Origin of the sequence: Bradyrhizobium cytisi (assembly GCF_008123515.1) — a bacterium.
GTDB lineage: Bacteria > Pseudomonadota > Alphaproteobacteria > Rhizobiales > Xanthobacteraceae > Bradyrhizobium > Bradyrhizobium cytisi.
The window spans coordinates 19,216-45,646 of the sequence record NZ_VSSR01000078.1; the positions used below are offsets into that span (position 1 = coordinate 19,216).

At 61.5% G+C, this 26,431-nt stretch carries 20 protein-coding genes, 1 tRNA gene and 1 pseudogene; 9 read left to right on the plus strand and 13 right to left on the minus strand.

Features of this window, described 5'->3' with window-relative positions; translation table 11 throughout:
- Window positions 1–3 precede the first annotated feature (3 nt).
- Both FXB38_RS36835 and FXB38_RS36840 read left to right on the plus strand, forming a co-directional pair.
- Entirely contained in the window at window positions 4–954 is a 951-nt protein-coding gene (locus tag FXB38_RS36835; RefSeq protein ID WP_148755836.1) for a LysR family transcriptional regulator, read from the plus strand.
- Window positions 955–1,308: 354 nt separating this feature from the next.
- Window positions 1,309–4,938 (plus strand): hypothetical protein, encoded by a 3,630-nt coding sequence (locus FXB38_RS36840; protein ID WP_148755837.1) that lies wholly within the window; start codon window positions 1,309–1,311, stop codon window positions 4,936–4,938.
- A gap of 136 nt (window positions 4,939–5,074) precedes the next feature.
- Here the strand turns inward: FXB38_RS36840 and FXB38_RS36845 are convergent, their stop codons facing one another.
- The 4 genes from FXB38_RS36845 to FXB38_RS36860 are packed head-to-tail and all read right to left on the minus strand — an operon-like array spanning window position 5,075 to window position 10,421.
- Window positions 5,075–5,686 (minus strand): TetR/AcrR family transcriptional regulator, encoded by a 612-nt coding sequence (locus FXB38_RS36845; protein ID WP_148755838.1) that lies wholly within the window; start codon window positions 5,684–5,686, stop codon window positions 5,075–5,077.
- Window positions 5,687–5,701: 15 nt separating this feature from the next.
- A complete protein-coding gene (locus FXB38_RS36850) occupies window positions 5,702–8,812 on the minus strand; it encodes an efflux RND transporter permease subunit (protein WP_148755839.1) in 3,111 nt (1,036 codons plus the stop codon).
- 3 nt (window positions 8,813–8,815) lie between these two features.
- A complete protein-coding gene (locus FXB38_RS36855) occupies window positions 8,816–9,274 on the minus strand; it encodes a nuclear transport factor 2 family protein (RefSeq protein WP_148741716.1) in 459 nt (152 codons plus the stop codon).
- 40 nt (window positions 9,275–9,314) lie between these two features.
- The gene (locus tag FXB38_RS36860; protein ID WP_148755840.1) at window positions 9,315–10,421 is read right to left on the minus strand and encodes an efflux RND transporter periplasmic adaptor subunit; all 1,107 of its coding nucleotides are present in this window, start codon (window positions 10,419–10,421) and stop codon (window positions 9,315–9,317) included.
- Window positions 10,422–10,579: 158 nt separating this feature from the next.
- Here FXB38_RS36860 and FXB38_RS36865 point away from each other — a divergent pair, with 158 nt between their 5' ends.
- The 3 genes and pseudogenes from FXB38_RS36865 to FXB38_RS36875 all read left to right on the plus strand — a co-directional run.
- Window positions 10,580–11,158 carry a TetR/AcrR family transcriptional regulator gene (locus FXB38_RS36865; RefSeq protein ID WP_148755841.1) on the plus strand — a complete coding sequence of 193 codons (579 nt, stop codon included), beginning with the start codon at window positions 10,580–10,582 and terminating at the stop codon, window positions 11,156–11,158.
- Window positions 11,159–11,307: 149 nt separating this feature from the next.
- The gene (locus FXB38_RS36870; RefSeq protein WP_246230415.1) at window positions 11,308–11,616 is read left to right on the plus strand and encodes an alpha/beta fold hydrolase; all 309 of its coding nucleotides are present in this window, start codon (window positions 11,308–11,310) and stop codon (window positions 11,614–11,616) included.
- A gap of 22 nt (window positions 11,617–11,638) precedes the next feature.
- Window positions 11,639–11,799 (plus strand): annotated as a pseudogene (locus tag FXB38_RS36875) (beta-ketoacyl-ACP synthase II); the annotation flags it as partial.
- A 412-nt stretch (window positions 11,800–12,211) separates the two neighbouring features.
- Here the strand turns inward: FXB38_RS36875 and FXB38_RS36880 are convergent.
- Window positions 12,212–12,931, minus strand: coding sequence for a class I SAM-dependent methyltransferase (locus tag FXB38_RS36880; RefSeq protein ID WP_148755842.1), 720 nt, complete (start codon window positions 12,929–12,931; stop codon window positions 12,212–12,214).
- A 95-nt stretch (window positions 12,932–13,026) separates the two neighbouring features.
- On the opposite strand from FXB38_RS36880, the gene FXB38_RS36885 reads away from it, so the two are divergent.
- Entirely contained in the window at window positions 13,027–13,677 is a 651-nt protein-coding gene (locus tag FXB38_RS36885; protein WP_148755843.1) for a recombinase family protein, read from the plus strand.
- 213 nt (window positions 13,678–13,890) lie between these two features.
- Here FXB38_RS36885 and FXB38_RS36890 read toward each other — a convergent pair whose 3' ends face one another.
- The 3 genes from FXB38_RS36890 to FXB38_RS36900 all read right to left on the minus strand — a co-directional run bounded on the left by FXB38_RS36890 (window position 13,891) and on the right by FXB38_RS36900 (window position 16,266).
- Window positions 13,891–14,349 carry a DUF3085 domain-containing protein gene (locus FXB38_RS36890; RefSeq protein ID WP_148755844.1) on the minus strand — a complete coding sequence of 153 codons (459 nt, stop codon included), beginning with the start codon at window positions 14,347–14,349 and terminating at the stop codon, window positions 13,891–13,893.
- Window positions 14,350–14,428: 79 nt separating this feature from the next.
- Complete coding sequence (locus tag FXB38_RS36895) at window positions 14,429–15,646, minus strand: plasmid partitioning protein RepB C-terminal domain-containing protein (RefSeq protein WP_148755845.1); 1,218 nt, start codon at window positions 15,644–15,646, stop codon at window positions 14,429–14,431.
- A 530-nt stretch (window positions 15,647–16,176) separates the two neighbouring features.
- Window positions 16,177–16,266 (minus strand) — tRNA-Ser (locus tag FXB38_RS36900).
- 195 nt (window positions 16,267–16,461) lie between these two features.
- Between FXB38_RS36900 and FXB38_RS36905 the strand changes: the two genes are divergently transcribed.
- Window positions 16,462–16,815, plus strand: coding sequence for a hypothetical protein (locus FXB38_RS36905; RefSeq protein WP_148755846.1), 354 nt, complete (start codon window positions 16,462–16,464; stop codon window positions 16,813–16,815).
- Between the two features lie 33 nt (window positions 16,816–16,848).
- On the opposite strand, the gene FXB38_RS36910 is transcribed toward FXB38_RS36905, so the two are convergent.
- The 3 genes from FXB38_RS36910 to FXB38_RS36920 all read right to left on the minus strand — a co-directional run bounded on the left by FXB38_RS36910 (window position 16,849) and on the right by FXB38_RS36920 (window position 20,859).
- Window positions 16,849–18,312: a trehalose-6-phosphate synthase gene (locus FXB38_RS36910; protein WP_187435406.1), complete on the minus strand. Its 1,464-nt coding sequence runs from the start codon at window positions 18,310–18,312 to the stop codon at window positions 16,849–16,851.
- A 233-nt stretch (window positions 18,313–18,545) separates the two neighbouring features.
- The gene (gene otsB / locus FXB38_RS36915; RefSeq protein ID WP_148755848.1) at window positions 18,546–19,367 is read right to left on the minus strand and encodes a trehalose-phosphatase; all 822 of its coding nucleotides are present in this window, start codon (window positions 19,365–19,367) and stop codon (window positions 18,546–18,548) included.
- A gap of 4 nt (window positions 19,368–19,371) precedes the next feature.
- On the minus strand, window positions 19,372–20,859 hold the full coding sequence (locus FXB38_RS36920; protein WP_148755849.1) for an MFS transporter: 1,488 nt from the start codon (window positions 20,857–20,859) through the stop codon (window positions 19,372–19,374).
- Window positions 20,860–20,989: 130 nt separating this feature from the next.
- Here FXB38_RS36920 and FXB38_RS36925 point away from each other — a divergent pair, with 130 nt between their 5' ends.
- Window positions 20,990–21,361 carry a DUF3175 domain-containing protein gene (locus FXB38_RS36925; protein WP_148755850.1) on the plus strand — a complete coding sequence of 124 codons (372 nt, stop codon included), beginning with the start codon at window positions 20,990–20,992 and terminating at the stop codon, window positions 21,359–21,361.
- A gap of 3 nt (window positions 21,362–21,364) precedes the next feature.
- Here FXB38_RS36925 and FXB38_RS36930 read toward each other — a convergent pair whose 3' ends face one another.
- Window positions 21,365–23,398: a methyl-accepting chemotaxis protein gene (locus tag FXB38_RS36930; protein WP_187435407.1), complete on the minus strand. Its 2,034-nt coding sequence runs from the start codon at window positions 23,396–23,398 to the stop codon at window positions 21,365–21,367.
- Between the two features lie 187 nt (window positions 23,399–23,585).
- Entirely contained in the window at window positions 23,586–25,625 is a 2,040-nt protein-coding gene (locus tag FXB38_RS36935; RefSeq protein ID WP_148755852.1) for a methyl-accepting chemotaxis protein, read from the minus strand.
- 240 nt (window positions 25,626–25,865) lie between these two features.
- Between FXB38_RS36935 and FXB38_RS36940 the strand changes: the two genes are divergently transcribed.
- On the plus strand, window positions 25,866–26,351 hold the full coding sequence (locus FXB38_RS36940; RefSeq protein ID WP_148755853.1) for a (2Fe-2S)-binding protein: 486 nt from the start codon (window positions 25,866–25,868) through the stop codon (window positions 26,349–26,351).
- Window positions 26,352–26,431: the final 80 nt, after the last annotated feature.

The window sequence follows — 26,431 nt, forward strand, 5'->3', positions numbered from 1 at the left end:
AATATGGCCCGTTTCGACACCAACCGCTCCGCCGAGATGGAGGTTTTCGTCCGCGTTATCGACCTCGGCGGCTTCACCCAGGCCGCGCGAAAACTGCGGCTGACTCCATCAGGTGTCAGCAAGCTGATCTCTCGGCTTGAGGCGCGGCTCGGCTCGCGGCTGATCAACCGAACCACGCGCAAGCTCACGCTGACGGAGGAAGGCCAGGCCTTCTACCAACGCGCCGTGCGCATCCTCGGCGAGATGGAGGAAGCCGAACGTGAAGCCGCATCCGGCGCCACGCCCCGCGGCCGCCTCACGGTCAACAGCAACATCCCCTTCGGCATGCTGCACGTGATGCCGCTGATTCCGCGCTTTCTCGCCAAACATCCCGACGTCACGCTCGACCTCGTGCTGACCGACACCCTGATCGACCTGATGCAGGAGCGCGCCGATGTCGCCATCCGCGCAGGTCCCCTGCGCACGTCACGTCTCGTCGCGCGAAAACTTGGCTCCAGCCGCATGGTCGTGGTCGGCGCCCCGGATTACCTTGCCCGCGCGGGCATACCGAAGTCGCCGGCGGATCTCGCCGAGCACCGTGGCATCGGCTGGACCTTTCCGCGCTCGATCCGCGGCTGGCCGTTCAAGCGCGGCGAGCACACCGAGGAAGCCGTGCCGCCGCCGGCCGCCCGCGCCAGCGATGGCGAGATAGCCCGCCGCCTTGCGCTCGGCGGCGTCGGGCTTGCCCGCCTTGCCCTCTTCCACATTGGCCCCGACATCGAAGCCGGCCGCCTCGTGCCGGTGCTGCAAAACTATAATCCCGGCGACCGCGAAGACATCCACGCCGTCTATGTCGGCCATACGGCGCCGCTGCCGGCGCGGGTGCGCGCATTCATCGATTTCCTCGCGGAGCATGTGCGGGTGAGCGATCCCGCGCTGAAGCGCGCAGGGGACGGGCGGTGGAAGTTGGCGTGATAAGTCCGGTTGGCGGAGAGAGGGGAACCGGGCTCGGACCTTCGCGGGGCCACGACACGACGATGGAACTTTCCATACCCCACCATGTGCCGCAAAAGTTTCGCGCAGACACTCGAGAACGGGTGGCCGCCGCAATTTTCGTCATGCTGTCGATAAACTGATCCAGCAATATGCACGCATATGCAGGTCACGATTTCGGCAGCAGAAATCGTGCGAGCATCCGTTCAACATTTCGTTCAGAGACAGCAACCGCTTGACAGACATTTTCAGCCATCGCAGTTTTAGGTTGAATAGCCCTCGCATGATTTTGCTTTGCTCGTTTGATTTTCCAAGCACCGAACGTGGAGCATTCATATGACGGTTATTCCTCCCGCCAGTGGCATTACCATCCACAATGGCGACACGATGGATGTCAGTGGCGGCGCTTCCGTCGATAACACGACGATCCAAACTGGCGGCTTGCAGACGGTCGGCGGATCTTTCTCAACGAGCACGGCAACCCACACTGTCATCGATGGCGGAGAACAGGACGTTATCTTCGACGGCGTCGCCAGCTACACGACCATCAACCAGGGCGGAATCCAGCGCGTCACTGGCGAATTTGTCCATGAAGGTCCAACTCCCGGCGAGGTTGATCACACCACGATCAATGACGGCGGCGAGCAGGACATCGACACGGGCAGCGCAACCGCGACGAGCGTCAATTCCGGCGGCGTCCAGAACGTGACGAACGGCGGCAGCGCCAGCGGCACGATCGTCAATTCCGGCGGCGTTCTCAAAGTTTCAGGTGAAACCGTGGAAACGGCGCCGGTGTATCCGCCGCCGGTTATCCAAAGCGTGGCGACCGCGGCAACCATCAACTATCAGGGTGAATTCGACGTCACTGGCGGCGGGACTGCAGTGAACACCATCGTCAACGGCGGCGCCATGACCGTCTCGGGATCGATACCGGATCCGTTCGCCAACGTCCCGGGCCAGCCCGCCGTCGACGCTAGCATGGCGACCGGCACCACCGTCGAAAGTTTTGGAATCCTGACGGTATCGAACGGAGCGTTGGTATCCGGGACCACCCTCCAAAACTTCGGCAGGCTGAATGTGGATGCTGGTGGCACAGCGACCGGCACGATAATCAATTACGGAACGATGCAACTGTCCGCTGGCGCAACCGCGACCAACACGACCGTCAATCAGTACGGCGCTTTAATCGTGCTTGGTAACGCCAATTTTTCGGGGACAGTCTTCAACGCCGGCAGCACTCTCGAGATCGGCGACGGCACGATCGAGAACGGATTTACGGTCGCGAAGAGCGTGACGCTAGCGGTTTTGGACGGCGGTGTCCTCAATAACAGTAGTATCTCCGCAGGCGGAACGCTTATCGCTGAAGCCGGCGCGACGCTGTCCAATACCACCTTCCAGAGTGGCGCAACGTTTATTATCGACTATGGCTACACGGAAAACGGCTTCACCGTGTCGAACGGCATACTCTTTGAGGTGTTCGGCACAGCCACGAACACGACGATATCAGCGGGCGGCGAGGAAATCTTAGGTAACTACGGCGAAGGAGGCACCGCCAGCAACACCGTTATCAATGGCGGCGAACAGGATGTTGGACTTATCTCCACCGCGAGTTACACCACGATCAACATGGGCGGCATTCAGCGTGTAACCGGCCTCTATATACACGATGAGCCGGGTCCAGGGCGGGCCGATCATACGACCGTCAACAATGGCGGCGCGCAAGATGTCGATACTGGCATCGTTACGTCAACGACCGTCAATGCCGGCGGCGTCCAGAATCTCACCAATGGGGGCATTGCCAGCGGCACAATTGTCAAATCAGGCGGCATCGTCAATGCTTCGGGAGAAACCGTCTATCATTCTCCCGGGGGCCAATACGCCTTCGTCATCAGAAGTGAAGTCGATTCAGCTGTCGTCGGCAGCGGCGGCCAATTGCACCTGTCCGGGGCGGGGATCGCCAAGAACGCCACTATCAATGGCGGTGTGATGACGGTTTCGGGGTCGATTGCAGACCCCACGAGCGACCCAAGCGCACCGGCGGTCGACGCCAGCACAGCGAGCGGAACGATGCTCAATTCAGGAAGCATCTCCGTCTCGGACGGCGGCATCGTCACTTCCACGACTTTGAACGGCGGCATGCTTGATGTGCTGGATCAAGGCACTGCGAACGCGTCGACAATTTATCGTGGCGCCGCGGAACTCGTCGAATCGGGTGGCGTTGTCGGCGCGACCACGATCGCCGGCGGCACGCTCGATCTCAAGGCGGGCGCGATGTCGGACGACGCGATCACCTTCTCCGGCCAAGGCACATTCAAGATTGAGCAGAAGCTGGTTTCGGGCCCATCGACCTTTGCAAGCCAGATCAAGGGCATCTCGCTTGGTGACCAGATCGATCTTTCTGGGCTGTCCTATGCCAGCGTCGCGACGGCGACTGTATCTGGCTCGAAGCTCACGGTCAGCAACGGTGCGGCCAGCGAGACCTTCTCACTGGCGGATACGTCGGTTACGCGTTTCGGCATCACGAAAGACGGCTCCGGCGGCATTCTGCTGACGGCCGCAGCGCTGCCCTCCATCGCTGGAGTCGTATCGGGACAAGCGACCAGCAACGAAGCTGCGATCAATCCATTCGCGACCGTAACGATCACAGATCCAAACGCGGGAGCAACGGATAGCCTCCTCATCACCCTCGCGGGCGCGGCCGGCATTCTGTCCGGGACAGGATTGACCTCGCTTGGAAATGGAATCTACGAGCTTGCAGCGACCAGCGCTGACAAGCTGACCGCCGAACTGCACGCGCTCACCTTTGTGTCCTCGCCGCACGGAGACGGCAGCGCAACGACCATATTCACGCTGAGCGACACAAGCAGCGTGGGCTTGACCGTCAGCGACGCCCACACCTCTGTCATAGACACACATCAAGCCGGTCCCACGACGATCGACGGCCCCGCATCCGGTTATGCGACCATTCAGGGCACGACGGGCAACGACATCATCCACGCCTATGGTATGTTCAATATTATCCACGGCAATGGCGGGAACGACACGATCTACGCCGGACTATACGGCACGGTTGACGTGCCGAGCGGCGACAGCACCGTCCACCTGGAGGGGTTCGGCAACCGCGTAACCGGTGGCGACGGCAATATCACGGTGACGGGATCGACAGGCGCCACCATGATTACGCTCGGTCATGGCAACGACACCATCGACGCCAGCGGCTACGGGAACATCATCGCGCTGGGCAACGGCGATAATCTTGTCCATCCCGGTGACGGCACCAGCCTAACGACGGCTGGCAACGGCAACGACCAAGTGACGCTCTCCGGATTTGGCAACACGGTCATGCTTGGAAATGGCAACGATCTCGTCACGGGCGGAGGCGGCGCCAACAGCGTCACGCTCGGTGATGGCGACAACACCGTGAATCTCGGCGGGATGGTCAACCAGATCACCGTCGGTTCCGGAACGAACACGATCATAGCCGGCAACGGAGCGGATAACGTCGTTGCTGGCGCGGGCCACGATACAATCGAACTTGGCGGAGTCGCCAATCACGTGGCGCTCAACGGGTCCACGGCAAGTGTGACAAACCAGATTGGCCTGGACGTCATTACCGTCAATGGCGGATCAGACCAGTTCAACTTTGTCGGGTTCGGCAATCAGGCGATCATCAATGGCCCGGCCCATGTCAACATCAACGATCACGGCACGGGTCTGACCGTCTCTGTCAACTCCAGCAGCCAAATCGATACGATGTCCGGATTCGGTAATGACCCGCTCGGCGTCATCGACCTTGGAAACGGCGCAGGCAATTACCACTCCGTCGCCGACATCATGAGCGCGCTAAAGAGCGACGGACATGGCGGGACCCAGCTTGCCCTGGGCAGTGCTCCTAACGCAGGGTCTCTCGATTTCATCGACACCGCGATCAGCCAGTTGCACGCATCGAACTTTGTGATCGTGTAAAGAGAGTGGCAGTCGATCCGCGTCGATGTACGGGCTGTTTGTTATCTCGGCGCGTGGGCACCTACGGTCCTCGCTACCACTAACCAGCTGCCCGCTGCACCTCAGGCCTCGGTGTAGGCTGGAAATAGGAAACTGGCTAACCGGTCTTGCCGAGAGCTTTCAGGATAAAGCGTATCTGGTCGCGCAGACGTGCTTCGGTTCCGTCGTGCTGAACGCAGTGCTCGATCAGAATTGGATGAAAGAATGGCGTGAACGCGGATCTAACCGCCCGCGCCGCTTGCACGGCATCCTCGACGTCGAACTCGCCCGCTTCGGTGCCTTCGCGTATGATCGCCTCAGAAATCGTCAGCATCCGCTCGATATGCGCCTTGATGATCGGCCAGTTTCCCTGCGTGGCAGCGACGATCAACTCGTGCATGGGCCGTGCCCCGACCAGCATCATCTTGTTGTGGTGGTGAACGGCGGTCAGAAGCTGGTCGAGTTTCTCCCCGGCCGGCGCGTTGGTGCGTGCGATCGCGAAAGCGATGTCGGCAACCTCGTTCATGAGACGCCCGCAGACGGACTCGTTGATTGCATTCCTGGAAGGAAAGAAACGGTAGATATTGGCCGGGCTCATGCCGAGTTCAGCGGCGATGTCGGCCACCGACGTCCTGTGATGACCGACGCGGCGAAAGCGCTCCTCCGCCGCTCCCAGTATCCGCGCGCGGGCCTCGTCGGACTCTTTTCCCGTTCGGACCGGACGATCCATTGGAGTAACGGAGCCTTATTCGGCAGCCATTGCTGGTCGCAATTCCGGCTCCTCGCGCGAGACCTCGTGCATATCATCTGCGGTGGGCTTGATCCGAAACCAGGCAGCGTAAAGCGCGGGGAGGAACAGCAGGATCAACACCGTTCCGACTGCGGTGCCGCCGATCAGCGTATAGGCCATCGACCCCCAGAAAACGGAATGCGTGAGGGGGATGAACGCTAGCACGGCAGCAAGTGCGGTCAGGATCACAGGCCTCGTGCGCTGCACCGTTGCCTCGATAACGGCGTGATAGTCATCAAGTCCGGCGGCAAGGTTCTCCTTGATCTGTTCGGTCAAGATCAGGGTGTTGCGCATCAGGATGCCCGCCAGTCCAATCAGGCCCAGAATCGCATTGAATCCGAAGGGCTGGTGAAAGGTCAGCAGCATCGGCACGACACCAACGAGGCCAAGCGGTCCCGTCAGCACGACCATGGCCATCGTCGAGAAGGATCGCACCTGCAGCATGATGACGATCAGCATGGCAGCGATCATGGCGGGAAAGATCGTCGCCAGCGCGTCGTTGGCCTTGGTTGCCTCCTCGATCGATCCGCCCAACTCGATACGATAGCCGGCCGGCAGGGATGCGATCAGCGGCTGAAGGGCGATCTTGATCTCCTTAGAGACCTCCGGAGGTTGGGTCGCCTCATTGATGTCCGAGCGTATCGTGACGACAGGGATGCGATCGCGGCGCTTCAGAATCGGCTCTTCAAATCGGACTTCCGAATGGCCGACCTGATCGAGCGGAATTGATCGGCCGTCCCGGCTCGTCAACGAAAAATCCGCCAGGCGCGCCGGATCCAGTCGCTCACCGCCGGCGCTGCGCGCCACGATGGGGACATTGCGGATGTCCTCGCGGACCTGCGTAACCGTGATGCCGGTGAGGAGGAACTGGAGCTGCCGGCCCACTTCGGCTGGCGAAAGGCCGATGAGGTTCAATCGATCCTGATCCGGGATGAAACGGAGCACGGGCGTACGATCACCCCAGTCGCGATTCGCCTGCCGCACGTCGGGAACGCCGCGCATGACCTCGAGGGCCCTTTGAGAAACCGCGTATAATTGGGCGGGGTCGGGACCCATGACCCGAAACTCCACAGGGAAAGGCGTATAGGGTCCGAACACGAGCTGGGTGACGCGTACATTGGCCTCAGGTGCAAGGCCCTGTGACACCGCCTGTCGGAGCCGATGCTTCAAAGCCTCGCGCGCCTCCGCGTCCGGCGTCAGCACGACGATCTTGGCGAAGGCCGGATCAGGCAGCTCCGGCGCCATCGCGAAGAAGAAGCGGGGAGCGCCCTGACCGACATAGCTCGTGACGATCTTGGCCGCCGGTTGGTCCTGCAGCCAGTGTTCGACTTTCTCGACCGTGGCGGTTGTCGTCTCGATGCTGGTGCCTTCCGGCAGGCGAACCTCCACCAGCACTTCGGGGCGGTCGGACGTCGGGAAGAACTGCTGCTTGACTCCACCCATGCCGACGACGGAAAGCGCGAAAGCGATGGCGACGATGCCGCAGGTAACGAACTTGTGGCGCACGGCGAAGGTAATGAGCGCGCGCAGGCGCCGATAGTTCGGCGTACCGTAGATCGCGTGGTGACCACCTTCGATCGGTTTGATCGCGGGCAACATCTTGACGCCCAGATAGGGCGTGAAGACCACCGCGACGATCCAGGAGACGACGAGAGCGAACCCCACGACCCAGAAGATGTTGCCGGCGTATTCGCCGGCCGTCGAGCGGGCGAAGCCCACGGGCAGGAAGCCGGCGATCGTCACGAGTGTGCCCGACAGCATCGGCGCCGCAGTGTGGCTCCACGCATAGGCCGCCGCCGAGATGCGGTCCATGCCCTCTTCCATTTTCACCACCATCACCTCGATTGCGATGATGGCATCGTCGACGAGAAGACCAAGCGCCAGGATCAGGGCGCCGAGCGTGATGCGGTCGAAGAACCGGCCGGTCTCCAGCATGATGAGGAACACGACGGCGAGCGTCAGGGGGACGGCAGCCGCGACAACGATGCCGACGCGCCAGCCGAGGCTGAGCAGGCTGACCAGCAGCACCACGCCGAGTGCCATCGCGAACTTCATCATGAACTCGTCAACCGCCGAGGTGATGTTGACGGCCTGATCGCTGACCTTGGCCAGGCTCATCCCGAGTGGCAGTGTCCGAGCGATAGCTGCGGACCGCTCCTCTAGTGCCGTGCCGAGCGCGAGACCATTCCAGCCCTCCTGCATAACGGCCGCGAGCATGATTGTGGGCTCACCCTGGTGTCGGATGATGTAGGTGGGTGGATCCTCGTAGCCGCGGCGGACCTCGGCAATGTCGGAAAGCTTCAGCGTTCGCCCGGCAGCGACGATCGGCGTGTCGGCGATCGCCTGAACGCTGTCGTAAGCACCATCGACCCGGATGAAGACCTGCGGCCCCTTGGTGTCGATCGAGCCTGCCGGTGTGACCGTGTTCTGCCGCTGCAAGGCGGCAACAATGTCCGGTGCCGATACGCCGAGGGTTGTCAGTTTGGCATAGGAAAACTCGATGAATATCTGCTCGGGGCGTTCCCCGAGGATGTTGATCTTCTTGACGCCGGGTACATGCAGGAGATCCTGGCGAATGGTCTCGGCTTGCCTGGCGAGTTCGCGCATCGGCATGCCGTTGGCCTTGAGGGCATAGAGGGCGAAGCTCACGTCCGAATATTCGTCGTTGACGAAGGGGCCGAGCACGCCAGGGGGCAGCTTGCGCGCTTCGTCCCCAAGCTTCTTGCGGGCCTGGTAGAATTCCTCCTGCACGCTCGATGGCGGCGTGCTGTCCTTCAGCGTAACCGTCATGTACGCATAGCCGGGCCGCGTCGTCGTCTCCACCCGGTCGTACCAGGTCAGTTCCTGAATCCGCTTCTCCAAGGGTTCGGCGACCTGGTCCTGCATCTCGCGTGCTGTCGCGCCCGGCCACACGGTGGTGACCGTCAGGGTCTTGATGGTGAAGGAGGGGTCCTCCGCCCGCCCGAGCATGAAGAAGGCGTAGGCGCCCGCGGCCGCCAGCAGGAGGATGAAGAACAGGGTGACGGCCCGTTCGCGAACAGCGATCGCGGAAAGATTGAGGTTCATCTGCTAACTCACAATTGGTTCGGCGACAGCCTCTGTGAGGCCAGCTGCCGCTTGGACGCCAAGCCCACGAGCGGCTTGCTGTGAATCTTGAAATTCCTCGAGTGCATGGACTCTGCCCCACCGCAGAGTGAATACGTGGAGACCGCGGTTGACGTACGAGGCGTCGCCGTCGAGCAGCGTTGCGGTGCCGTCCCACTCGACAAAGACAGTGGTGTTCCAGGGCCAGCCCTTCACCCAGACATTGTTGACCGTGAGATGGAGAGTGGGCAGGACGCGTCCGAGCCGCTCAAACCAGCGGCGCACAGCCTGTTTGTCGTGGCGCTCGCCGCCAAGGGCGTGGGCGCCGGAAACGCGGTGATGGACATGCGGCGCGACTGCTTTCACCGCTTCATCCCAGCGATGGTTGTTGACGTGGTCGAAGGTCTTTCGGATTTCTTGCTCGACGATGTAGCTGTACAGCATGTGGCTTCTCCAACGGCCAGCGCGGAAAGATTGAGACGCTTCAGTTGCTCCGGCTTTCAGAGGCAGTCCTGACGTGAGCGCCGTCCTGCAGGAGATGAGCGCCCAGCGAAACAATGGGATCACCAGAGCTCAGCCCGGAGATCACGGCGGCTTCGCTGGTCACACGCACAAGCTTGATGGACCGAAAGTGAACGGTCGAGGTAGCGTTGTCGAAGACCCAGACGCCGGTCTTTCTGCCGTCATCGAGCAGGGCTCCCAGCGGCACCTGGACTTCCGGCTGACTCTCCTGGCTTGCGAGCCGAATGGTGACCGTCGCGCCAAGCGGTGCCGCCGCGGCCTCACCATCAAGCACGTAGCGGGCCTCATAGGTGCGGGTCTGGGGATCGGCGGAATCCGACAACTGCCGGAGATGCGCGGTATAGCGGCGTCCATCGCTCCCATACAGGCTCGCCTCGGCGAGCGAGCCGATCGCGGGTCGGATCGTTTCGGGAAGCGCCACCACAGCTTCGCGAGGACCGGACTGTGCCAGCCGAACGACCGCTTGGCCGGCGGAGACCACTTGTCCCGGCTCGCCAAGCGTTTGGGTAACCGTTCCGTCCGCATCGGCCAGCAGGACGGAATAGGTCGCCTGGTTCTCGGCGACGCGAGCGTCGGCTTCGGCCGCGGCGAGTTGCGCACTGGCAGTATCCGACGCGGCCTTCGCCTGCTCATAGCGCTGTTTGGAAGTCCATCCGTCGTTCACCAGGTTGGCGTATCGCCGCTCATCGGCTTCGGTCTGAACGACACTTGCACGCGCGGCGGCGACGGCGTTGCGCTTCGCTGCGACCGCGAGGCGCAGGTCGGTTTCGTCGATCCGCATCAGCGACTGCCCGGCTTTGACCTGCTCACCGACATTCACCAGCCGCTCGACGATCTTGCCTGCGACGCGAAAGCCGAGATTGCTTTCCACTCTCGCGCCGATAGTGCCCGTAAACCCGCGCTCGGATCCGCTCACCCGTGCGGCCGTGACCAAGCTGACCATCGGCGGTTCCTGCCTCGGGTCGCCCACGGCGGAGGCTTCTGGGGCGAAAATGCCAAGACTAACGAACGTGGCCACCCCCGCCGGGATCAAAATACCGGCCAAGACCGCAAAACCCCGCATCTTCATCTCAGTCTCCCAAATTTAGATTTCGGTTGAACTCTATATCTCGCTTAGAGTTCGAATGCAATCTAAAAGAAGAAGGGGGAGATGATTCTTGTTAGATTGCGTTCGGCCGCTATTTAGCCTATTAGAGTTCGAGCGCAATCTAACTTCGGAGGATGCCGATGCGAGTAAGTCGCGTTCAGGCCGCGGAGAACCGCCAAACCGTGATCAATGTGGCAAGTCGCCTCTTCAGGGAGCGCGGATTCGATGGCATCGGGCTCAAGGATCTGATGGAGGGGGCCGGGCTGACCCAAGGCGCCTTCTACAAGCAGTTCGCGTCGAAAGAGGATCTGGCGGTCGAGGCGTCCAGGCGGGCATTGGAGAGCGCGACCGGCCGATGGTCGGACGCAGCCGCCCAAAATCCTGATGATCCGCTTAGCGCAGTGATCGGGTTTTACCTCAGTGGCGACCATCGCGAAGAAAAGATGGACGGCTGCCCGATCGTGGCACTCGGCTCAGATGCCGCCCGACAGGGCCCCGACGTCAAGGCGGCATTCGAGGCCGGGATCAAGGCCCATCTCGACGTGCTCAGCCGTTTCGTCGCCGGGACCGGCGACGAGACCTCCCGCGGCAAAGCGATGGCCATTCTCGCGACGATGGTTGGCGCGGTGACGCTCTCGCGCGTCGTCAACGACCCTGATCTGGCTCAGGCGCTTCTGGATGCCGCGGCCGAACAGGTTCGCGACGCCGCTGCCGCCTGAAAGCACGCTCCTCGAAACACGGAGAGATCGAATGCTCAGCCCGACCGAAGCCAAGCCAAGCTTGCTGAAGATATCGGACAAGCTAAGCGTACGTTTCCAAAAGACCGGCAGCGGGCCTCCGCTGCTTCTCATACATACGGTGTACTCTATTGACCTCCCGGGCCACGGCCACTCACCAAATTGATCCGAGCGCGAGCTTCGACGCGGGATACAAGCGGGTCGCACGCAAGGTGCTGGCGGGTTGGCGCTCCTGGAGCAAGGCCCGCGACTACTATCGGCACATCTCGGCACCCGTGACGCTCGTTTATGGCGATAGCGATTGGTCTCGGCCCAATGAACGCCAACGCACCCGGTCGCCGATTCCAGCCTCGCAGATGGTGACGCCCAAGAACACCGGCCATTTCTCCGCGGTCGAGAATCCGTCGGAGCTGGCTCGCGCTGTATTGGCGACAGAATGAGCGCATGATCGAAAGCAACCATGTGAGCGCCACCAAATCGGCAACCGGTCATCTGCTCGGCGCGGCCGGAAGAGCGGAAGCGATCCCGGCGATGCCAGGCGCATGACGATGGAGCATGCGGTCTCCAACGGATTCGGCTTCGGGGGCATCAACGCCAGCGTGATCTTTCCGCGCTGGCAATGAGGGGTTCGACCGCACCCGTTAGCAGCCACAGGAAGCCTATCGCGGGGGGAGCGATCCAGGAGATCGCCGACACGGCCTGATAGGCGCTCAACCGCGCTGTTAGGATCGTAGAAGATCGTAGCTTGGCTTACAGAATCGTGGAATGGCGGAGGGAGAGAATCTACAAAAAAACTTGCTCTACCGGTGTACGCTAGAACCTCTCGGCTGGCAAAAAGGACCCTCCTCCAAGATGCTCCTGGTGGTAGCGCAACCGGGCCGGTAACAAGGGACAAGCGCAGGAAGCCCGTCCAGTGGCGGGCCGAAATTTGGGCAGAAACGCTTATGGATGGCTTGGAGCAAACGAACGGTCGAGCTGGTTCCGACACCTCCGTCGCGCACTTTCCTGAAGAAGCGAGGATACCCGCTTGGGCGGCTAAAGAGGCGCAAACCTGAATTGCTGCGTGGCCCGCTCGTTCGGATCGGGCCCTCGATCGGCGACCCTGTAGCCTTCATGAGCCTGGATGAACGCTTGCCCGGATAGCCAATTCCGCTCGTATCTCACAAGCTTTTCCTTAGACGCAGGTGACGAACCTGGTCCGTTGTCGCTCAGATAGGATGTCTGAATCTCTCGCTTAGGCTCGCCCTCGCTGATTGGGACGCGGTGCCAAGCCAACTTTGCCGGTCGGATGGAGCAAAGAGCTTTAATGGTCTCTATCGCGTCGGGTACGTACTGGATGGCCCCATTTGAGTGGACCAGATCGACGCTTCCGAGCCAACCTGCGGCGTGCTCAATGCGCTCGAAGAACATAAGTCGGTCCGTCGCAAGCTCCTTGGCGCGCCGCACCATCGCCGGCGTTTCAACCACAGCCCAGCGAATGTCCGGAGACTGCTGGCACGCAGTCTTGTAATGTAACCCGGCTCCGCCCCCGAAATCGAGAACCGTGCGTACACCCACGACCAGCGGCCAGTTGCCGCCAGGCTTGTAGTTGATTGTTTTGAGGAAAATCGTTTCGACCAACTCAGGGTTCTCGTACCCCTCAAGGACTTCCCGTGGTTGGAATACCTTACGCTTTACTCTTTGAACCAAATTCATAACGGGTGAGCCCGGCACACTTTTTGATATGTGCAACTCCCCTAACACAATCAGCAACATTTGGAAACGATTCATGGCTGGCCAGCGGGCGCACTTGCTGTGAGATCGATGGCGGCGCTTTATCGCAGGTGGGGCGTGGTCTTAGGAGATGGCCAATGGGCAATGACCTCATTGTGCGCAAGTCTCTCGTCCCGACAGCGCAAAAGACATGTCGGGCGGCCCAATACGTTCGCATGTCAACGGACCGACAGCAGTACTCTATACAGAATCAGGCTGCCGTAATCGCGGCGCACGCGCACGCCCACAATCTAACGATTGTTCGCACCTACCGAGACGAGGGAGAAAGCGGCCTCCTCATAAAGAACCGAGCCGGCCTCATTCAACTCCTCGACGATGTTCAGACGGGAGAAGCGGATTTTGGCCACGTCCTAGTTTATGACGTGAGCCGCTGGGGTCGTTTTCAGGACGTGGACGAAAGCGCGCATTACGAATTTGTCTGCAAGCGCGCTGGCATCAAAGTGGTCTACTGCGCCGAGCAATTTGACAACGATGGCAGCATGCTGGCCAGCATCGTCAAGAACATCAAGAGAGTGATGGCGGCCGAGTACAGTCGAGAGCTTTCAGCGAAGGTCTACGCCGGTCAATGCCGGTTTGCTCGCCTCGGCTACAAGCCCTGCGGCAAAGTCGGTTACGGCTTGGTTCGAGAGCTTGTTGACGAAAAGGAGCTGTCAAAGGGTGTGCTAAAAACGGGAGAACGCAAGTATCTCACCACCGACCACATTCGGGTACGGCCCGGCGACAGATGATGTCGCGCGGCCGCGATCTTGCGCGGGCACCTTGCCTTGAGGCGGAGCGGCCTACGATATTCCATAACGCCTCAATGCACGTAGCAACGTTGCGTCGAGCTTCCCGATCACATGGTTAGGGTTCGGTCGTTGGCTGAGTGGTTCCATAACAACGCATACGCGAGCGACTAGAATTTGACTCAAAAGGTCGAAGCGTCCAACTCTTTGTATCGGCTATCCTGCTGCAATCTCGATATCGCCGTCGTTCAGGTTCAAAACGATAGTCCGCGCGCCAGCCTCGATATACGCTTTTAGGTCGTGGGCCCACGGCAAAACGAGACTAAGATCGTCGTCTCCAACCAATTCGCGCGATATGCGGCGCCAGTCACTATCCTGGAATGGATTGCAGCCTTGGGCATAGGCCGCGAATGAGAGTTCGTCGCGGACGATATCGCGAGGCAGCCCATTCGACATCAGATAGAGACCGTAATCGCGCGCAAGGATGATCGCAGGACGGGAGACCCCCTTGGTCTCAAACGCACCAGTTTGTGCGTTCCGAACCGTCATTGAATTCTGTGTTGCTGCAGTAATCGAATGATCGACGACGCGACGAACGCTGGTGGCGTCAAAGATCAGACTTTGCATGGGGGCAACCTCTGCTGCCATTCGCAACTGCGAACTCAGATCGATCAACCAGACGATCTTAACCCGGGTTGCGGTTCCAGGGAAGCGGTCCGGCGCCTGCCGTTTAACATTGTGCCGACCAGCCAGTTCACGCCGCCACGTTCTCACTCTCGCTGATTTTCTGAAATTCGAACAGCAGCTCCTGGAAATGCTTGACGAGATAACCGACCACCTTGCCGTTGCGTAACAGCTTGGAGAGGTAACCGACAGCCAGCACCAGGTCGAGATGATCAGTGCCATAGGTTTGCTCGGCAACCTTGAACTCGCGTGCGAGCGAGGCTGATTCCCGTTCCATCAGCGCGAGCTGTTCGTCAGATAGCCCCTTTGGCGCGCGCGGCGTGTACTCGTGTGTATAAGCACGAGTCCCACCTGGAATTTCTTCAAAAGCTAGATAGCTGGTTCCGGCCTTCAACTTCAAAAACGCTTTAGCTTCGTCCGTCAGGGCCCGCGCCAAGACGGTGATTGGAACATTCGTCTGACGGCAACGTTCGACGAGCTTGGGTTCGATATGGGTATCTCGAAACCCAAAGCCGACGCAGACATATCCTTCTGCATGCTCCAAAGCACGGTCGGCGCCCTGGATTGCCGATCGGAACGGCTCATCGTGTGTGCGCTGGAATTTGCTCACTCCGGGTGAGACAATCAGTGGAGTCAGCGAAGCAGGAGGCACTTCAAACAAGGGCGCGCAGACTGTTGTCCCGTCTTCCCTTTCAAACCAATCCAACGATCCGTGCACTTTCCAGATGCGAACAGTCCGAGCCAGCTTTGCGCCCCGAAAGAGCGCTACACGGTCACCACCTTCCCTCATCTGGATATATCCCGGCACGAATCCGGTGGAGTGAACCAAGCCGACATTGTTGCTCGCGTATTCGGCGACACGATCATAGTTGGTCGTGACGATGTTGATCGTTGTGTTGCTGCTTTGAAATAATTTCTGGAAGAGCTTGCTAACTGGAAAAGTTTCAGTGCCCGCCAATGCGCGAAGATAAACATCTCGATCCTTTAGATTGATGCATCTCCATGTCGCCTGGATAATCTTGATAACGAGAGAGGTGGGCAGGTTTGTATTTGTCAGCGCCTTTTCGAGGTGATCGCCGTGGTTAAGAGCATCCTGAACCGCCCGCCAAGCGCTTCCCTCTTCCAAGTTGTCAGTATGAATGTTGGCGACAAGGGCCGCCTGAAGTTCGGACATGCCCGGCAGGCCATGAAGGAGCGACGCGCCGCTTCCCAGAATAACGACCGGATTGCGGGCAAAACACTTTTGCGCAAGTCTGGCTACCATTTCCGCTGCAGTTATATCTTCCACCGCTCACCGCTCAACTTAAGGGTTGTATCAATCGTTACCGCACGCACGATGATTCGGGCAATGGAATGCGCACGTCGGAGGCTCACGACCTAAGTGGATGGTTAGCTGGCTGCGATGCGCTAAAATGTCATCGCGCTGGCGCGCGGTGGCGTGGCGATTCTCGAAGAGAAAAAAGCTACCCAGAAAGGCGACTTCTAGAATCTATAATCAACGTCAGTAGCTTAACTTGGTCGTGGCGAGGACTTTGAACCTGTGCCCTCAGCTTATGAGCCTGAACGAGGCGCTGCGCCGTTTCATCTCGGTTGAGCGAGAGAGATCCAAACCGCTTCCCCCATAAACGCTTGGTCTGCGGGAAAATGCCGTACCAGACCGGGTCCGGGGGTACTAAGATTTGGAGAAAATTCGGTTCTCCGGGCATATCGAGCGCCCAATTGGGTCGACGATCGGAATTCTCTAGCGGGAAAAATGCAGGAAAACGGCCGGATTTTCAGCCTGTCTCCAAATCGAAGTACGATGTGACTTTGGCCGGCTGGCGGAGAGAGTGGGATTCGAACCCACGGTACGGTTTCCCGCACACACGCTTTCCAAGCGTGCGCCTTAAGCCACTCGGCCATCTCTCCGAAGCGCCCTCTCTTGAAGGGACGCCGGTGATTTTGCAAGGGATCGCAGGTAAAACGGGCGGATTTTCCGCAACATATTGTATTTACAGCGGAATATCTCGCGCCACGAGACCGCCGGAACTTGCCTATGGCTGAACCAGTCGCGGGTTTGGCGCGACGATTCATTCAACGACGCCAAACACGACCGGGGACGCCATGACCATCTGCAAAACCATCACCGCGCCAAGCCTGATTTTGGCCCTTGTTTTGGCCCTTGGCGCCGCCTTTACCGCGTCAGCCAACGCGCAGGCCTGCATCCGGCAGGGCGTCGATGTGACCTGCGACGATGGGCGGCGCGGGGTGCTTTCGGGCGATGCCATCCTCTGGCCGGACGGGACCCGCTCCAGCTCGACCCCGCACCAGAGCGTGATCATCGGCAACAAAAGCTCGGTGCATGTCGGACCCGGCGTGTTCGTCGGCCAGGGCAAGGGCGTGGTGCCAATGGACGATCCGAACGCGCCGAACAAGCGGCAGTGTGCGATTCTGGATGGCGTGTCGTATTGCTATTGACGCTCGCCTCTCCCCATAAGAATGGGGCGCGAGTTAGATCAACCGCACACCCGATATCGCCGACTTCAACCAGCGAAGCGCCTGCGGCGGTTGCGCGGCGAGCGGGGCGGCCGCGACCTTCTCGGTACGGCACTTCTCCAGCTCGGCGACGAAATCCGACGACCATTGCTGGATGGTGTGGCCGCGCAACGTCTTCATCATCGCGTCCCAGCGCATCTTGCGCTCGGTGAGCGGCATCGCGGCAGCGACCGCGATGGCACGGGCCATGCCGTCGATGTCGTGCGGGTTGACCAGCAGCGCCGTCTCCAGCTCGTTGGCAGCACCGGCGAACTTTGACAGCACCAGCACGCCGGGATCGGCCGGGTTTTGCGCGGCGACATATTCCTTGGCGACAAGGTTCATGCCGTCATGCAGCGGCGTCACCACGCCAACCTGCGCAGTGCGATAAAGGCCTGCCAGCACGGTCTGGCTAAAACCCTTGTTGAGATAGCGGATCGGCGTCCAGTCGACCTCGCCATGGCGGCCGTTGACGTCGGTGACGAGGCGCGCGACGTCGTTCTGCAGATTGCCATACGCTTCGATCGCGCCCCGCGACGGGTTGGCGATCTGCAGCAGCGAAATGCTGCGCGCGAACTGCGGATGCTCGGTCCAGAGCCGGTCGAACGCGGTGATGCGATTGACGAGGCCCTTGGAGTAATCGAGCCGGTCGACGCCGATCGCGAGCCGCTCGCCATTGAGGCTGCGGCGCAGCCGCGACACATCCGGATGAGACACCGACTTCGCGGCGTATTGCGCGAATTTTTCCGCATCGATGCCGATCGGAAACACTTCACAGCGCGTGCGACCGTGCTGGGAAATGACGACGCCATCATCGACCGTGAGGCCGAGCTCGCCGCCGACATAACCGAGAAAATTCTGACAATCCTCGTCGGTCTGGAAACCGAGCAGATCGTAAGCCAGCATCGCCGTGATCAGCTCGCGATGATTCGGCACGCCCTGCATCACCGCAGCCACCGGCCAGGGAGTGTGCAGGAAGAAGCCGATGGGGTCATCGACGCCGAGATCGCGCAGCTCCGCGCCGAGCGCGAGGAAATGATAATCCTGCACCCAGAACGCAGTCTGTGCCTTGCGGAAGCGCATCAAGGCACGCGCCATGAACGCGTTGACCTCGCGATAGCTGACATAGTCCTCGCGCGAGACGCGGATCAAATCGCTGCGCGAATGCAGCGCCGGCCACAGCGCCGAGTTGGCGAAGCCTTCATAGTAGCCGCCATAATGCGCTGCCGGCAGATCCAGCGTCGCAATCGCGCCAGAGCCCAGCGCCTCGATCTCGGCGAAAGGCTCCTTCTGATGGCCGTCACGTACGCGACCGGAGGAACCCACCCAGATGGCACCCGAATGCTCCACGACCGGAAGCAATGCCGCAGCGAGGCCGCCCGTCATGGGCTCGTTGGGTTTCCCGCGCGCAACTCGATTCGAAATGACGACTAAATTCACAGGTCGTCCCCTCCTGTTCATTCCACCCCGTTTAACTGCCGTTCATCAATATGGTTCCTGTCATCATTTCTGCGAAATGAAACCAAAGTCAGGCGCGCGCGTTGGAACCAGTTTCCTTGAGGGAACCCGGGGATTTCGTTCGGGAAAGAGAGCCTTGGCGTGAAATTCACGCAACATAAGTTAGGCGCGCGAAGGAACTGCGCGTTACAATGTGGCTCTGCGATGACCGTGCCTTATTCCAACCTTGTGTCGTCGAGCAGGTGCGCGAGGAACGCACGCACATCGTTCGGCGCATCGAAGTGACCGTTGACGCCGATGGCGCGGCGGCCGACCGAGAAGGAGAGCCCGTTCATGTCGGGCATGATCGCGAACACGGTTTCATCGGTGACGTCGTCGCCGATGAAGATCGGGCGGCGTCCGTTGAAGGGCTCGTGCTTCATCAGCTCGCGCACGCCGGTTGCCTTGGTGAAACCGGGATGCTTGATCTCGCAAACGAACTTGCCGGGCAGCACCTCGATCGGCGCATTGGGCAGATCGGCCCGGATCAGCGAGACGGCTTCATAGATCGCCTTCTCGGCATGCGGCGCAAGCCGGTAATGCAGCGCCAGCGAATAGCCCTTGTCCTCGAGCAGAATGCCGGGACTGAGCTTTGCGATCGCGGCCAGCCGCCGCTTCAGCTCCTTGTCCATCGGGGGCGCGTGCACGTCGTCGGCTTCATTGTCCACCGACAGCCGCATCTCCGCACCGTGACCGGCGACGGCGCGAAACACATCGGGCGCAAAGATCAGGTCGATGTCGTTGAGCGAGCGGCCGCTCACCATGGCCAGCGCGCCCGAGGTGCGCTCCGTCAGCCGGTTCAGCGTCTCCGAGAGGCCCGGCGGCACCCACACCTCGCGCGGCGTCGGCATCAAATCGAGCAGCGTGCCGTCGATGTCGAGCAGGATCGCGGTCTCGTTGAGATGCGGGACGAGTGCATGCGGCACCGGGACGGCGTCGGGCGCTTCTTCGTCGGGCATGGCGTGCTTCTGATCCAATTCAGCAAGTTCCGATGTCATAAGTCTACTCCATAAAGGCAAGCGGCCGCGCGATTTGTTCGAGCGATTTGCGCTCCGCGGAGACGGCGTAGCGCCATGCCACGATCGCAGCCGCGATCATCAGGGCAGCCCCCAGCAAATAGCCGGCGAACACGCTGTTGCGTGATCCCGTGTCGATCAGGGCGCCGAACAGCGCCGGGCCTACGACGCCGCCGATGCCCGTGCCCACCGCATAGAACACTGCAATCGCCAGCGCGCGAACTTCGAGCGGAAAAGTCTCGCTCACAGTGAGATAGGCGGCGCTCGCCGCAGGCGAGGCAAAGAAGAAGATCACCATCCAGGCAATGGTCTGCCCCTGCGCGCTCAGCGCACCGATCGAGAACAGATAACCTGACACCGCCAGCAGCAGGCCCGAGACGCCATAGGTGAACATGATCATGGTGCGGCGGCCTAGCGTATCGAACAGGCGGCCGAGCATCAGCGGACCAAGGAAGTTTCCGGCCGCGAACGGCAGCAGGTACCAGCCGACATGATCGGCGCTGATGCCGTAGAAATCGGTCAGCACCAGCGCAAAGGTGAAGAAGATCGCGTTGTAGAAGAAAGCCTGCGCGACCATCAGCACGAGGCCGACCAACGCGCGCTGGCGATAGACAGAGAACAGCGTGTGCACGACTTCCCTGATCGGGGTGTGATCGCGCATCTTCAGGCGCACCTTGGCGAAGCGTCGACCGCTTGGATCCTGATCATGCCCGGTCACCGAACGCTCGATGCCGTCGACGATCTTGTGGGCCTGATCCGGGCGGCCATGGATCATCAGCCAGCGCGGGCTTTCCGGGATCCACATCCGCATCAACAGCACGACGAGACCGATGGTCGCGCCGATGAGATAGGCAAGACGCCAGCCGAGATCGGGCCCGACCAGCGCGGGGTCGAGCAGCACGATGGCTGCAACCGCGCCCATCGCCGCGCCGATCCAGAAGCTGCCGTTGATGACCAAATCAGTCCAGCCGCGGTAGCGCGCCGGCACCAGCTCCTGGATGGTCGAGTTGATCGCCGTATATTCGCCGCCGATGCCGGCGCCGGTCAGGAAGCGGAATAGCGCATAGCTCGCGATATCCCACGACAGCGCGGTCGCGGCCGTCGCGGAGAGGTAGAGCGCAAGCGTGATGAAGAACAGTTTTTTACGGCCGATGCGGTCGGTCAGCCAGCCGAAGCCGATCGCACCGAGCACAGCGCCTGCAAGATAAGCCGAGTTGGCAAAACCAAGATCGAGGTTGGAGAAGTGCAGCGTCGGGCTCTGCTTCAGCGCACCTGAGAGCGCGCCGGCCAACGTCACCTCGAGCCCGTCTAGAATCCAGGTGATCCCGAGCGCCAGCACCACACGGGTGTGAAAGCCGCTCCAGGGCAGCGCATCGAGCCGCGCGGGAATGCTGGTCTCGACAATGCGATCGGTAACGGCCGCCGTCGAGACTGCAGGTCCATCATTCGGCGCTGGGCTCTGCTGCAATTCCATCGGGTTGCTGGGTCACGGGAGGTGCGGCATTCCGCCTGCCACCTGCGACAACGTCTGCGGCAAGAGCAGGTTCCCTTAGGAACGTCGCCCGATGCCGGCCGTTTCTGCTGGAGCCGCAAGGAGTTGACGCATGGCTCATGTCAGAAAGACGACACATTCGCGCAAAACTGCAGCACACAGGAAGACCAGCGCGAGGCGCAACACCGCACGCAAGGGCACAAAGCGTGCCGCGCCAAAACGCTGGTCGCAGCGCGTCACAAGGGAGAGCGACGCACTCGACCTCAAGCGCGGCGTGTTCACGCTCACGAGCCCGAAGCGGATCGCGGCCTCACTGAAGCGCTCTGCCGAACACAGCGCCCGTCGCAAGACCGGTGCCTATCGCTCTGCGCTGTCGATGCTGACGTTCTATATCAACCGCGCCGGCAAGACGTTGCCAAAGACGCAGCGCGAGCGGTTGGAGAAAGCGAAGGTGGAGCTGAAGCGGGCGTTTGGGAAGGAGTGATCCTTACGCCGCCCGGATATTCGCCATGAACCGGTCGAGCTCGGCGCGCAGCCGGGTGCTTTCGCTCGACAGCGTCTTGGCCGAGTTCAGCACCTCTTCCGAGGCCGAGCCGGTTTCGGCGGCGCCGCGATTGACCTGGCCGATATCGGTCGCGGCGGTCTGGGTGCCCTGGGCGACGGTCTGGACACTGCGGGCGATCTCCTGGGTCGCGGCGCCCTGCTCTTCCACGGCGCTGGCAATCGAGGTCGAGATCGACGAGATCTTGCCGATGGTCGCGCCGATCTCCTTGATCGCGGCAACCGATTCGGCGGTGGCGCCCTGCATGCCCGTGATGTGCGAGGAAATCTCGTCGGTAGCCTTGGCGGTTTGACTCGCCAAGGACTTTACTTCGCTTGCGACCACCGCGAAGCCGCGGCCGGCTTCACCGGCGCGGGCCGCCTCGATGGTGGCGTTGAGCGCGAGAAGATTGGTCTGTTCGGCAATCGCCGTGATGAGCTTGACGACCTCGCCGATCTGCTGGGCCGCATGCGAGAGTTTTCCGATGCGGCCGTCGGTCTCCTTGGCCTGCACCACGGCGGCCTCGGCAATCCGGCTGGAGTCGCGGACCTGGCGGCCGATCTCCTCGACCGAGGCCGAGAGTTCTTCCGTCGCGGTCGCGACCGACTGCATGTTGCTCGAGGCCTGCTCGGAGACACCGGCGACCTGGCTCGACAGCGTCTGCGTGGTCTCGGCCGTGCGGGTCAGCGTGGAAGCCGAAGATTCGAGCTGCACGGCGGAGGCCGAGACGTTCGACACGATGGCGCCGACGGCGCTCTCGAAATCATCGGCAAAGCGGATCAGCTCGCCGCGGCGGCTTGCTGCCTGCTCCCTGTTCTGGGCTTCGCTGGCGGCGGCATCGCGCTCGGCCTTGGCGACCGCCTGAACCTTGAACTCTTCGACGGCGCCGGCCATCTCGCCGATCTCGTCCTTGCGGCCGAGGCCCGGCAGCACGACGTCGAAATTGCCAGAAGCAAGCTCGCGCATCGCCTTGCACATCGCAATCATCGGCCGCGAGATGCCATTGCCGAGCATCAGGGCCAGCACAGCACCGATGGCAAGACCACCCAGCGCCAGCATCAGCATCAGCCGCTCGGTTTCCCCGATCGTCAGATTGGCGCTCGCCTCGATGCGCTGCTGATCGGCCGACAGGTCCGACCGCAACTCGCCCGAGAGCTTGAGGATGGACGCGGCCGTCTTGGTCATCTCGCCGTTCGACTTGACGATGATTTTCACGTTGTCGGAAAGCTTTGCAAACGACGCGCGGTACTGCTTCAGCAGGCCACCGATCTCGGTGACTCGGTCGGTGATCTTCTGGTCGTTGGCGTAGATCGAGACCAGCAGCGTCTCCAGAAACTTGATCCGGGCGACCACGCCGTCGGCGGCCTTCGGCTCTGGCTTGGCGACAAAGGCGCTGACCGAGGTGGAGACCGCTAGATATTGCGAGGTGATGTCCTTGGCCGTGGTCTGGACCGATGCGAGCCCGGCAAGCGCCGCAGTGTCGGCGAGGTCGTCGAACTTGAAGCGGATCTTGTTGCCGACGCTGTTCAACTCGTCGGTCGCAATCTTGTTGTTCTCACGCGTCAGCGTGATGATCTCGCCGAATATCTTTGCGAAGCGCTGGAACTCGGCCTCGAGCTTGCCGACTTGCTCGCGACGTGCTGCACCCGTTGTGGCCGACATCGACCTGGCGATCGCCGCCTTCAGACTCTCTTCGGCCGCCTTGGCCGCCGTTTCGTCGTCCGGGGCACCGGTCAGCGTGTAGGCCCGGGTCAGTCCCTGATAGCTGATTAATTCGCGATCGATGGTCCGCGCCAGGTCCGCTTCCGCCACGCTGGTCCGGTAGGACGCGACGGCACCCGCGATCCGCTCGAAGCCGAAATAGGCAAATGCCATGCTGACGGCGAGGATGGCCAGCACCGCCACGAAGCCGAGAATGATTTTTGCACGAAAACGCAAGGTGAAGAGCTTCGATGAGCTCGGCTTCGACTTCACGGACATTCCCCCACCCCATTCCATTCGCGGAAAACCAGGCGCAGCCCGGGAGCAGCCCGCTCCCCGACTCAAATGCACGGTAAATGGCAAAGGATAAGCCGCGGTAAACTTGGCGCGTCGCAACCCGCGGTTAGGTGACGCGGGGACGGACCGTCGCCACGGGAAAGACCGAGGCGAAATCGGAGCAAGTGCCCTACGCCGCCCGGATATTGGCCATGAACCGGTCGAGCTCGGCGCGCAGCCTGGTGCTTTCGCTCGACAGCGTCTTGGCCGAGTTCAGCACCTCTTCCGAGGCCGAGCCGGTTTCGGCGGCGCCGCGATTGACCTGGCCGATATCGATCGCGGCGGTCTGGGTGCCCTGGGCGACGGTCTGGACGCTGCGGGCGATCTCCTGGGTCGCGGCGCCCTGCTCTTCCACGGCGCTGGCAATCGAGGTCGAGATCGACGAGATCTTGCCGATGGTCGCGCCGATCTCCTTGATCGCGGCAACCGATTCGGCGGTCGCGCCCTGCATGCCCGTGATGTGCGAGGAAATCTCGTCGGTAGCCTTGGCGGTTTGACTCGCCAAGGACTTCACTTCGCTTGCGACCACCGCGAAGCCGCGACCGGCTTCACCGGCGCGGGCCGCCTCGATGGTGGCGTTGAGCGCGAGAAGATTGGTCTGTTCGGCAATCGCCGTGATGAGCTTGACGACCTCGCCGATCTGCTGGGCCGCATGCGAGAGTTTTCCGATGCGGCTATCGGTCTCCTTGGCCTGCACCACGGCGGCCTCGGCAATCCGGCTGGAGTCGCGGACCTGGCGGCCGATCTCCTCGACCGAGGCCGAGAGTTCTTCCGTCGCGGTCGCGACCGACTGCATGTTGCTCGAGGCCTGCTCGGAGACACCGGCGACCTGGCTCGACAGCGTCTGCGTGGTCTCAGCCGTGCGGGTCAGCGTGGAGGCCGAGGATTCGAGCTGCACGGCGGAGGCCGAGACGTTCGACACGATGGCGCCGACGGCGCTCTCGAAATCATCGGCAAAGCGGATCAGCTCGCCGCGGCGGCTTGCTGCCTGCTCCCTGTTCTGGGCTTCGCTGGCGGCGGCATCGCGCTCGGCCTTGGCGACCGCCTGAACCTTGAACTCTTCGACCGCGCCGGCCATCTCGCCGATCTCGTCCTTGCGGCCGAGGCCCGGCAGCACGACGTCGAAATTGCCAGAAGCAAGCTCGCGCATCGCCTTGCACATCGCGATCATCGGCCGCGAGATGCCGGTGCCGAGCAGGAAGGCGAGGACCGCGCCGAGCAGCGTGCCGCCGACGGCCAGCATCAGCACCAGTTGCTCGGTCTTCCCGATGGTCGCTTCCGATTCCGAATCCAGCCGCTGCTGTTCGGCGACCAGATCCGCCTTCATGGCAGAGGCGCCCCGAAGGATCGCGCCCGCCGAGCCGCTCATCTCGGTGACGAGCTCGTCGACCATCCTGGCGTTGGCGATCAGCTTCTCAAGCGCTTCGCGATAGGCGACAAGAATGGTCTTGGCGTCCTTCAGGCCGGCGACGATCTTGTCGTCCATGGAATAGACCGCGCCGAGCGAGTTCTCGACGAATTTCAAGCGGGCCAGCGCACTGGTCGCGATCGCCTGGTCGGACGTCAGCACGAAATTGGTCGCCGCCGCGCTTGCGGTCTGAAACTGGGCGTTGACCTGCTTGGTGCCGAACTCGATCGCCTGCGCCTCGGAATCGGAGGCATTGTTGCCGATATCGTCGAGCTTGTACTTCAGCAGATTGGCTTGGCGCGAGAGCTGGTTCTGCACCAGCAGCGTGCTGTCGCGCTTGGCCTGGAGGACCTTGGCGAAGGTGGCGGAGAAATTCGAGAACTCCTTGGCGAGCTTGTCGAGACTGTCCTGCCGCGCCGGCGTCTTGGCGCTCTTGACGGCCTGGTCGATGGCACTCCTCAGGCTGGCCTCGGCGTCGAGCGCCGCCTTGGCATCATCCTCCTTGCCGGTGACGACGAAATATTTGACGGCCGAACGGTAGCCGAGCAGCTCGCGGTCGATATTGCGGGCGAGATCGGCCTCCGAGACGCTGCTGCGATAGGACCCGACGCCGGACGAGACCCGTTCGAAGCCGAAATAGGCAAAGGCCATGCTGCCGGCGGAGATCACCAGCACCGCGGCAAAGCCGAGGATGATCTTGGCGCGGAACCGGAGGGTCGGAAATATGCTGCGCTTGGATGGCGACGCGGTACGCCCGGACATTCCCAACCCCCATTTTCTATTCAGCCATCGTCCGGAGGCGCCCCGCCCCCAAGACCCGGATGCGCAAAACTAGGGCAGAATCGATAAAGGCCGGTAAATTCGTCACGTTGGCGCAATCAAAGGCCCTATCGGCCAAAGGCCGACCGGACGGACCGGGGCGATCAAAATCCTAGTTGCCAAGCCTGGGGGCCGCGGTCTCTAATTAGAAACAATCAAAATCAATCCCGGGAGGTATGTTCCGTGTCTACAGTCAAACTGACGGTGAACGGCAAGGCCGTTGCTGTCGACGTCGAGGACCGCACGCTGCTGGTCCAGCTCCTGCGCGACCATCTCAACCTCACCGGAACCCATGTCGGCTGCGACACCAGCCAGTGCGGCGCCTGCGTCGTGCACATGGACGGCAAGGCGGTGAAGTCCTGCACCATGCTGGCGGGCCAGGCCGACGGCGCCAATGTCACCACCATCGAAGGCATCGCCAAGGGCGACGAGCTGCACCCGATGCAGGCCGCCTTCCGCGACAACCACGGCCTGCAGTGCGGCTATTGCACCCCGGGCATGATCATGTCGGCGATCGACATCGTGCACCGCCATGGTGGCCAGCTCGACGAGCCCACCGTCCGCCAAGAGCTCGAAGGCAATATCTGCCGCTGCACCGGTTACCACAACATCGTCAAAGCCGTGCTGGATGCAGCCGGGCGCATGAAGGTCTCGCAGGCGGCCGAGTAGAGCGGCCCGCCTCGAAAAAAGAACCACCGCTGCGGCTTTCGAGGGAAAGCGCAGTCAAGATAATTCCGGTCGGGAGGACC

Excerpts from the sequence above, each read along its gene's own strand:
- FXB38_RS36835 (WP_148755836.1), top strand. The coding sequence starts at position 4 with ATGGCCCGTTTCGACACCAACCGCTCCGCCGAGATGGAGGTTTTCGTC.
- FXB38_RS36840 (WP_148755837.1), top strand. The coding sequence starts at position 1,309 with ATGACGGTTATTCCTCCCGCCAGTGGCATTACCATCCACAATGGCGAC.
- FXB38_RS36845 (WP_148755838.1), bottom strand. The coding sequence starts at position 5,686 with ATGGATCGTCCGGTCCGAACGGGAAAAGAGTCCGACGAGGCCCGCGCG.
- FXB38_RS36850 (WP_148755839.1), bottom strand. The coding sequence starts at position 8,812 with ATGAACCTCAATCTTTCCGCGATCGCTGTTCGCGAACGGGCCGTCACC.
- FXB38_RS36855 (WP_148741716.1), bottom strand. The coding sequence starts at position 9,274 with ATGCTGTACAGCTACATCGTCGAGCAAGAAATCCGAAAGACCTTCGAC.
- FXB38_RS36860 (WP_148755840.1), bottom strand. The coding sequence starts at position 10,421 with ATGAAGATGCGGGGTTTTGCGGTCTTGGCCGGTATTTTGATCCCGGCG.
- FXB38_RS36865 (WP_148755841.1), top strand. The coding sequence starts at position 10,580 with ATGCGAGTAAGTCGCGTTCAGGCCGCGGAGAACCGCCAAACCGTGATC.
- FXB38_RS36880 (WP_148755842.1), bottom strand. The coding sequence starts at position 12,931 with ATGTTGCTGATTGTGTTAGGGGAGTTGCACATATCAAAAAGTGTGCCG.
- FXB38_RS36885 (WP_148755843.1), top strand. The coding sequence starts at position 13,027 with ATGGGCAATGACCTCATTGTGCGCAAGTCTCTCGTCCCGACAGCGCAA.
- FXB38_RS36905 (WP_148755846.1), top strand. The coding sequence starts at position 16,462 with ATGACCATCTGCAAAACCATCACCGCGCCAAGCCTGATTTTGGCCCTT.
- otsB (WP_148755848.1), bottom strand. The coding sequence starts at position 19,367 with ATGACATCGGAACTTGCTGAATTGGATCAGAAGCACGCCATGCCCGAC.
- FXB38_RS36920 (WP_148755849.1), bottom strand. The coding sequence starts at position 20,859 with ATGGAATTGCAGCAGAGCCCAGCGCCGAATGATGGACCTGCAGTCTCG.
- FXB38_RS36925 (WP_148755850.1), top strand. The coding sequence starts at position 20,990 with ATGGCTCATGTCAGAAAGACGACACATTCGCGCAAAACTGCAGCACAC.
- FXB38_RS36930 (WP_187435407.1), bottom strand. The coding sequence starts at position 23,398 with ATGTCCGTGAAGTCGAAGCCGAGCTCATCGAAGCTCTTCACCTTGCGT.
- FXB38_RS36935 (WP_148755852.1), bottom strand. The coding sequence starts at position 25,625 with ATGTCCGGGCGTACCGCGTCGCCATCCAAGCGCAGCATATTTCCGACC.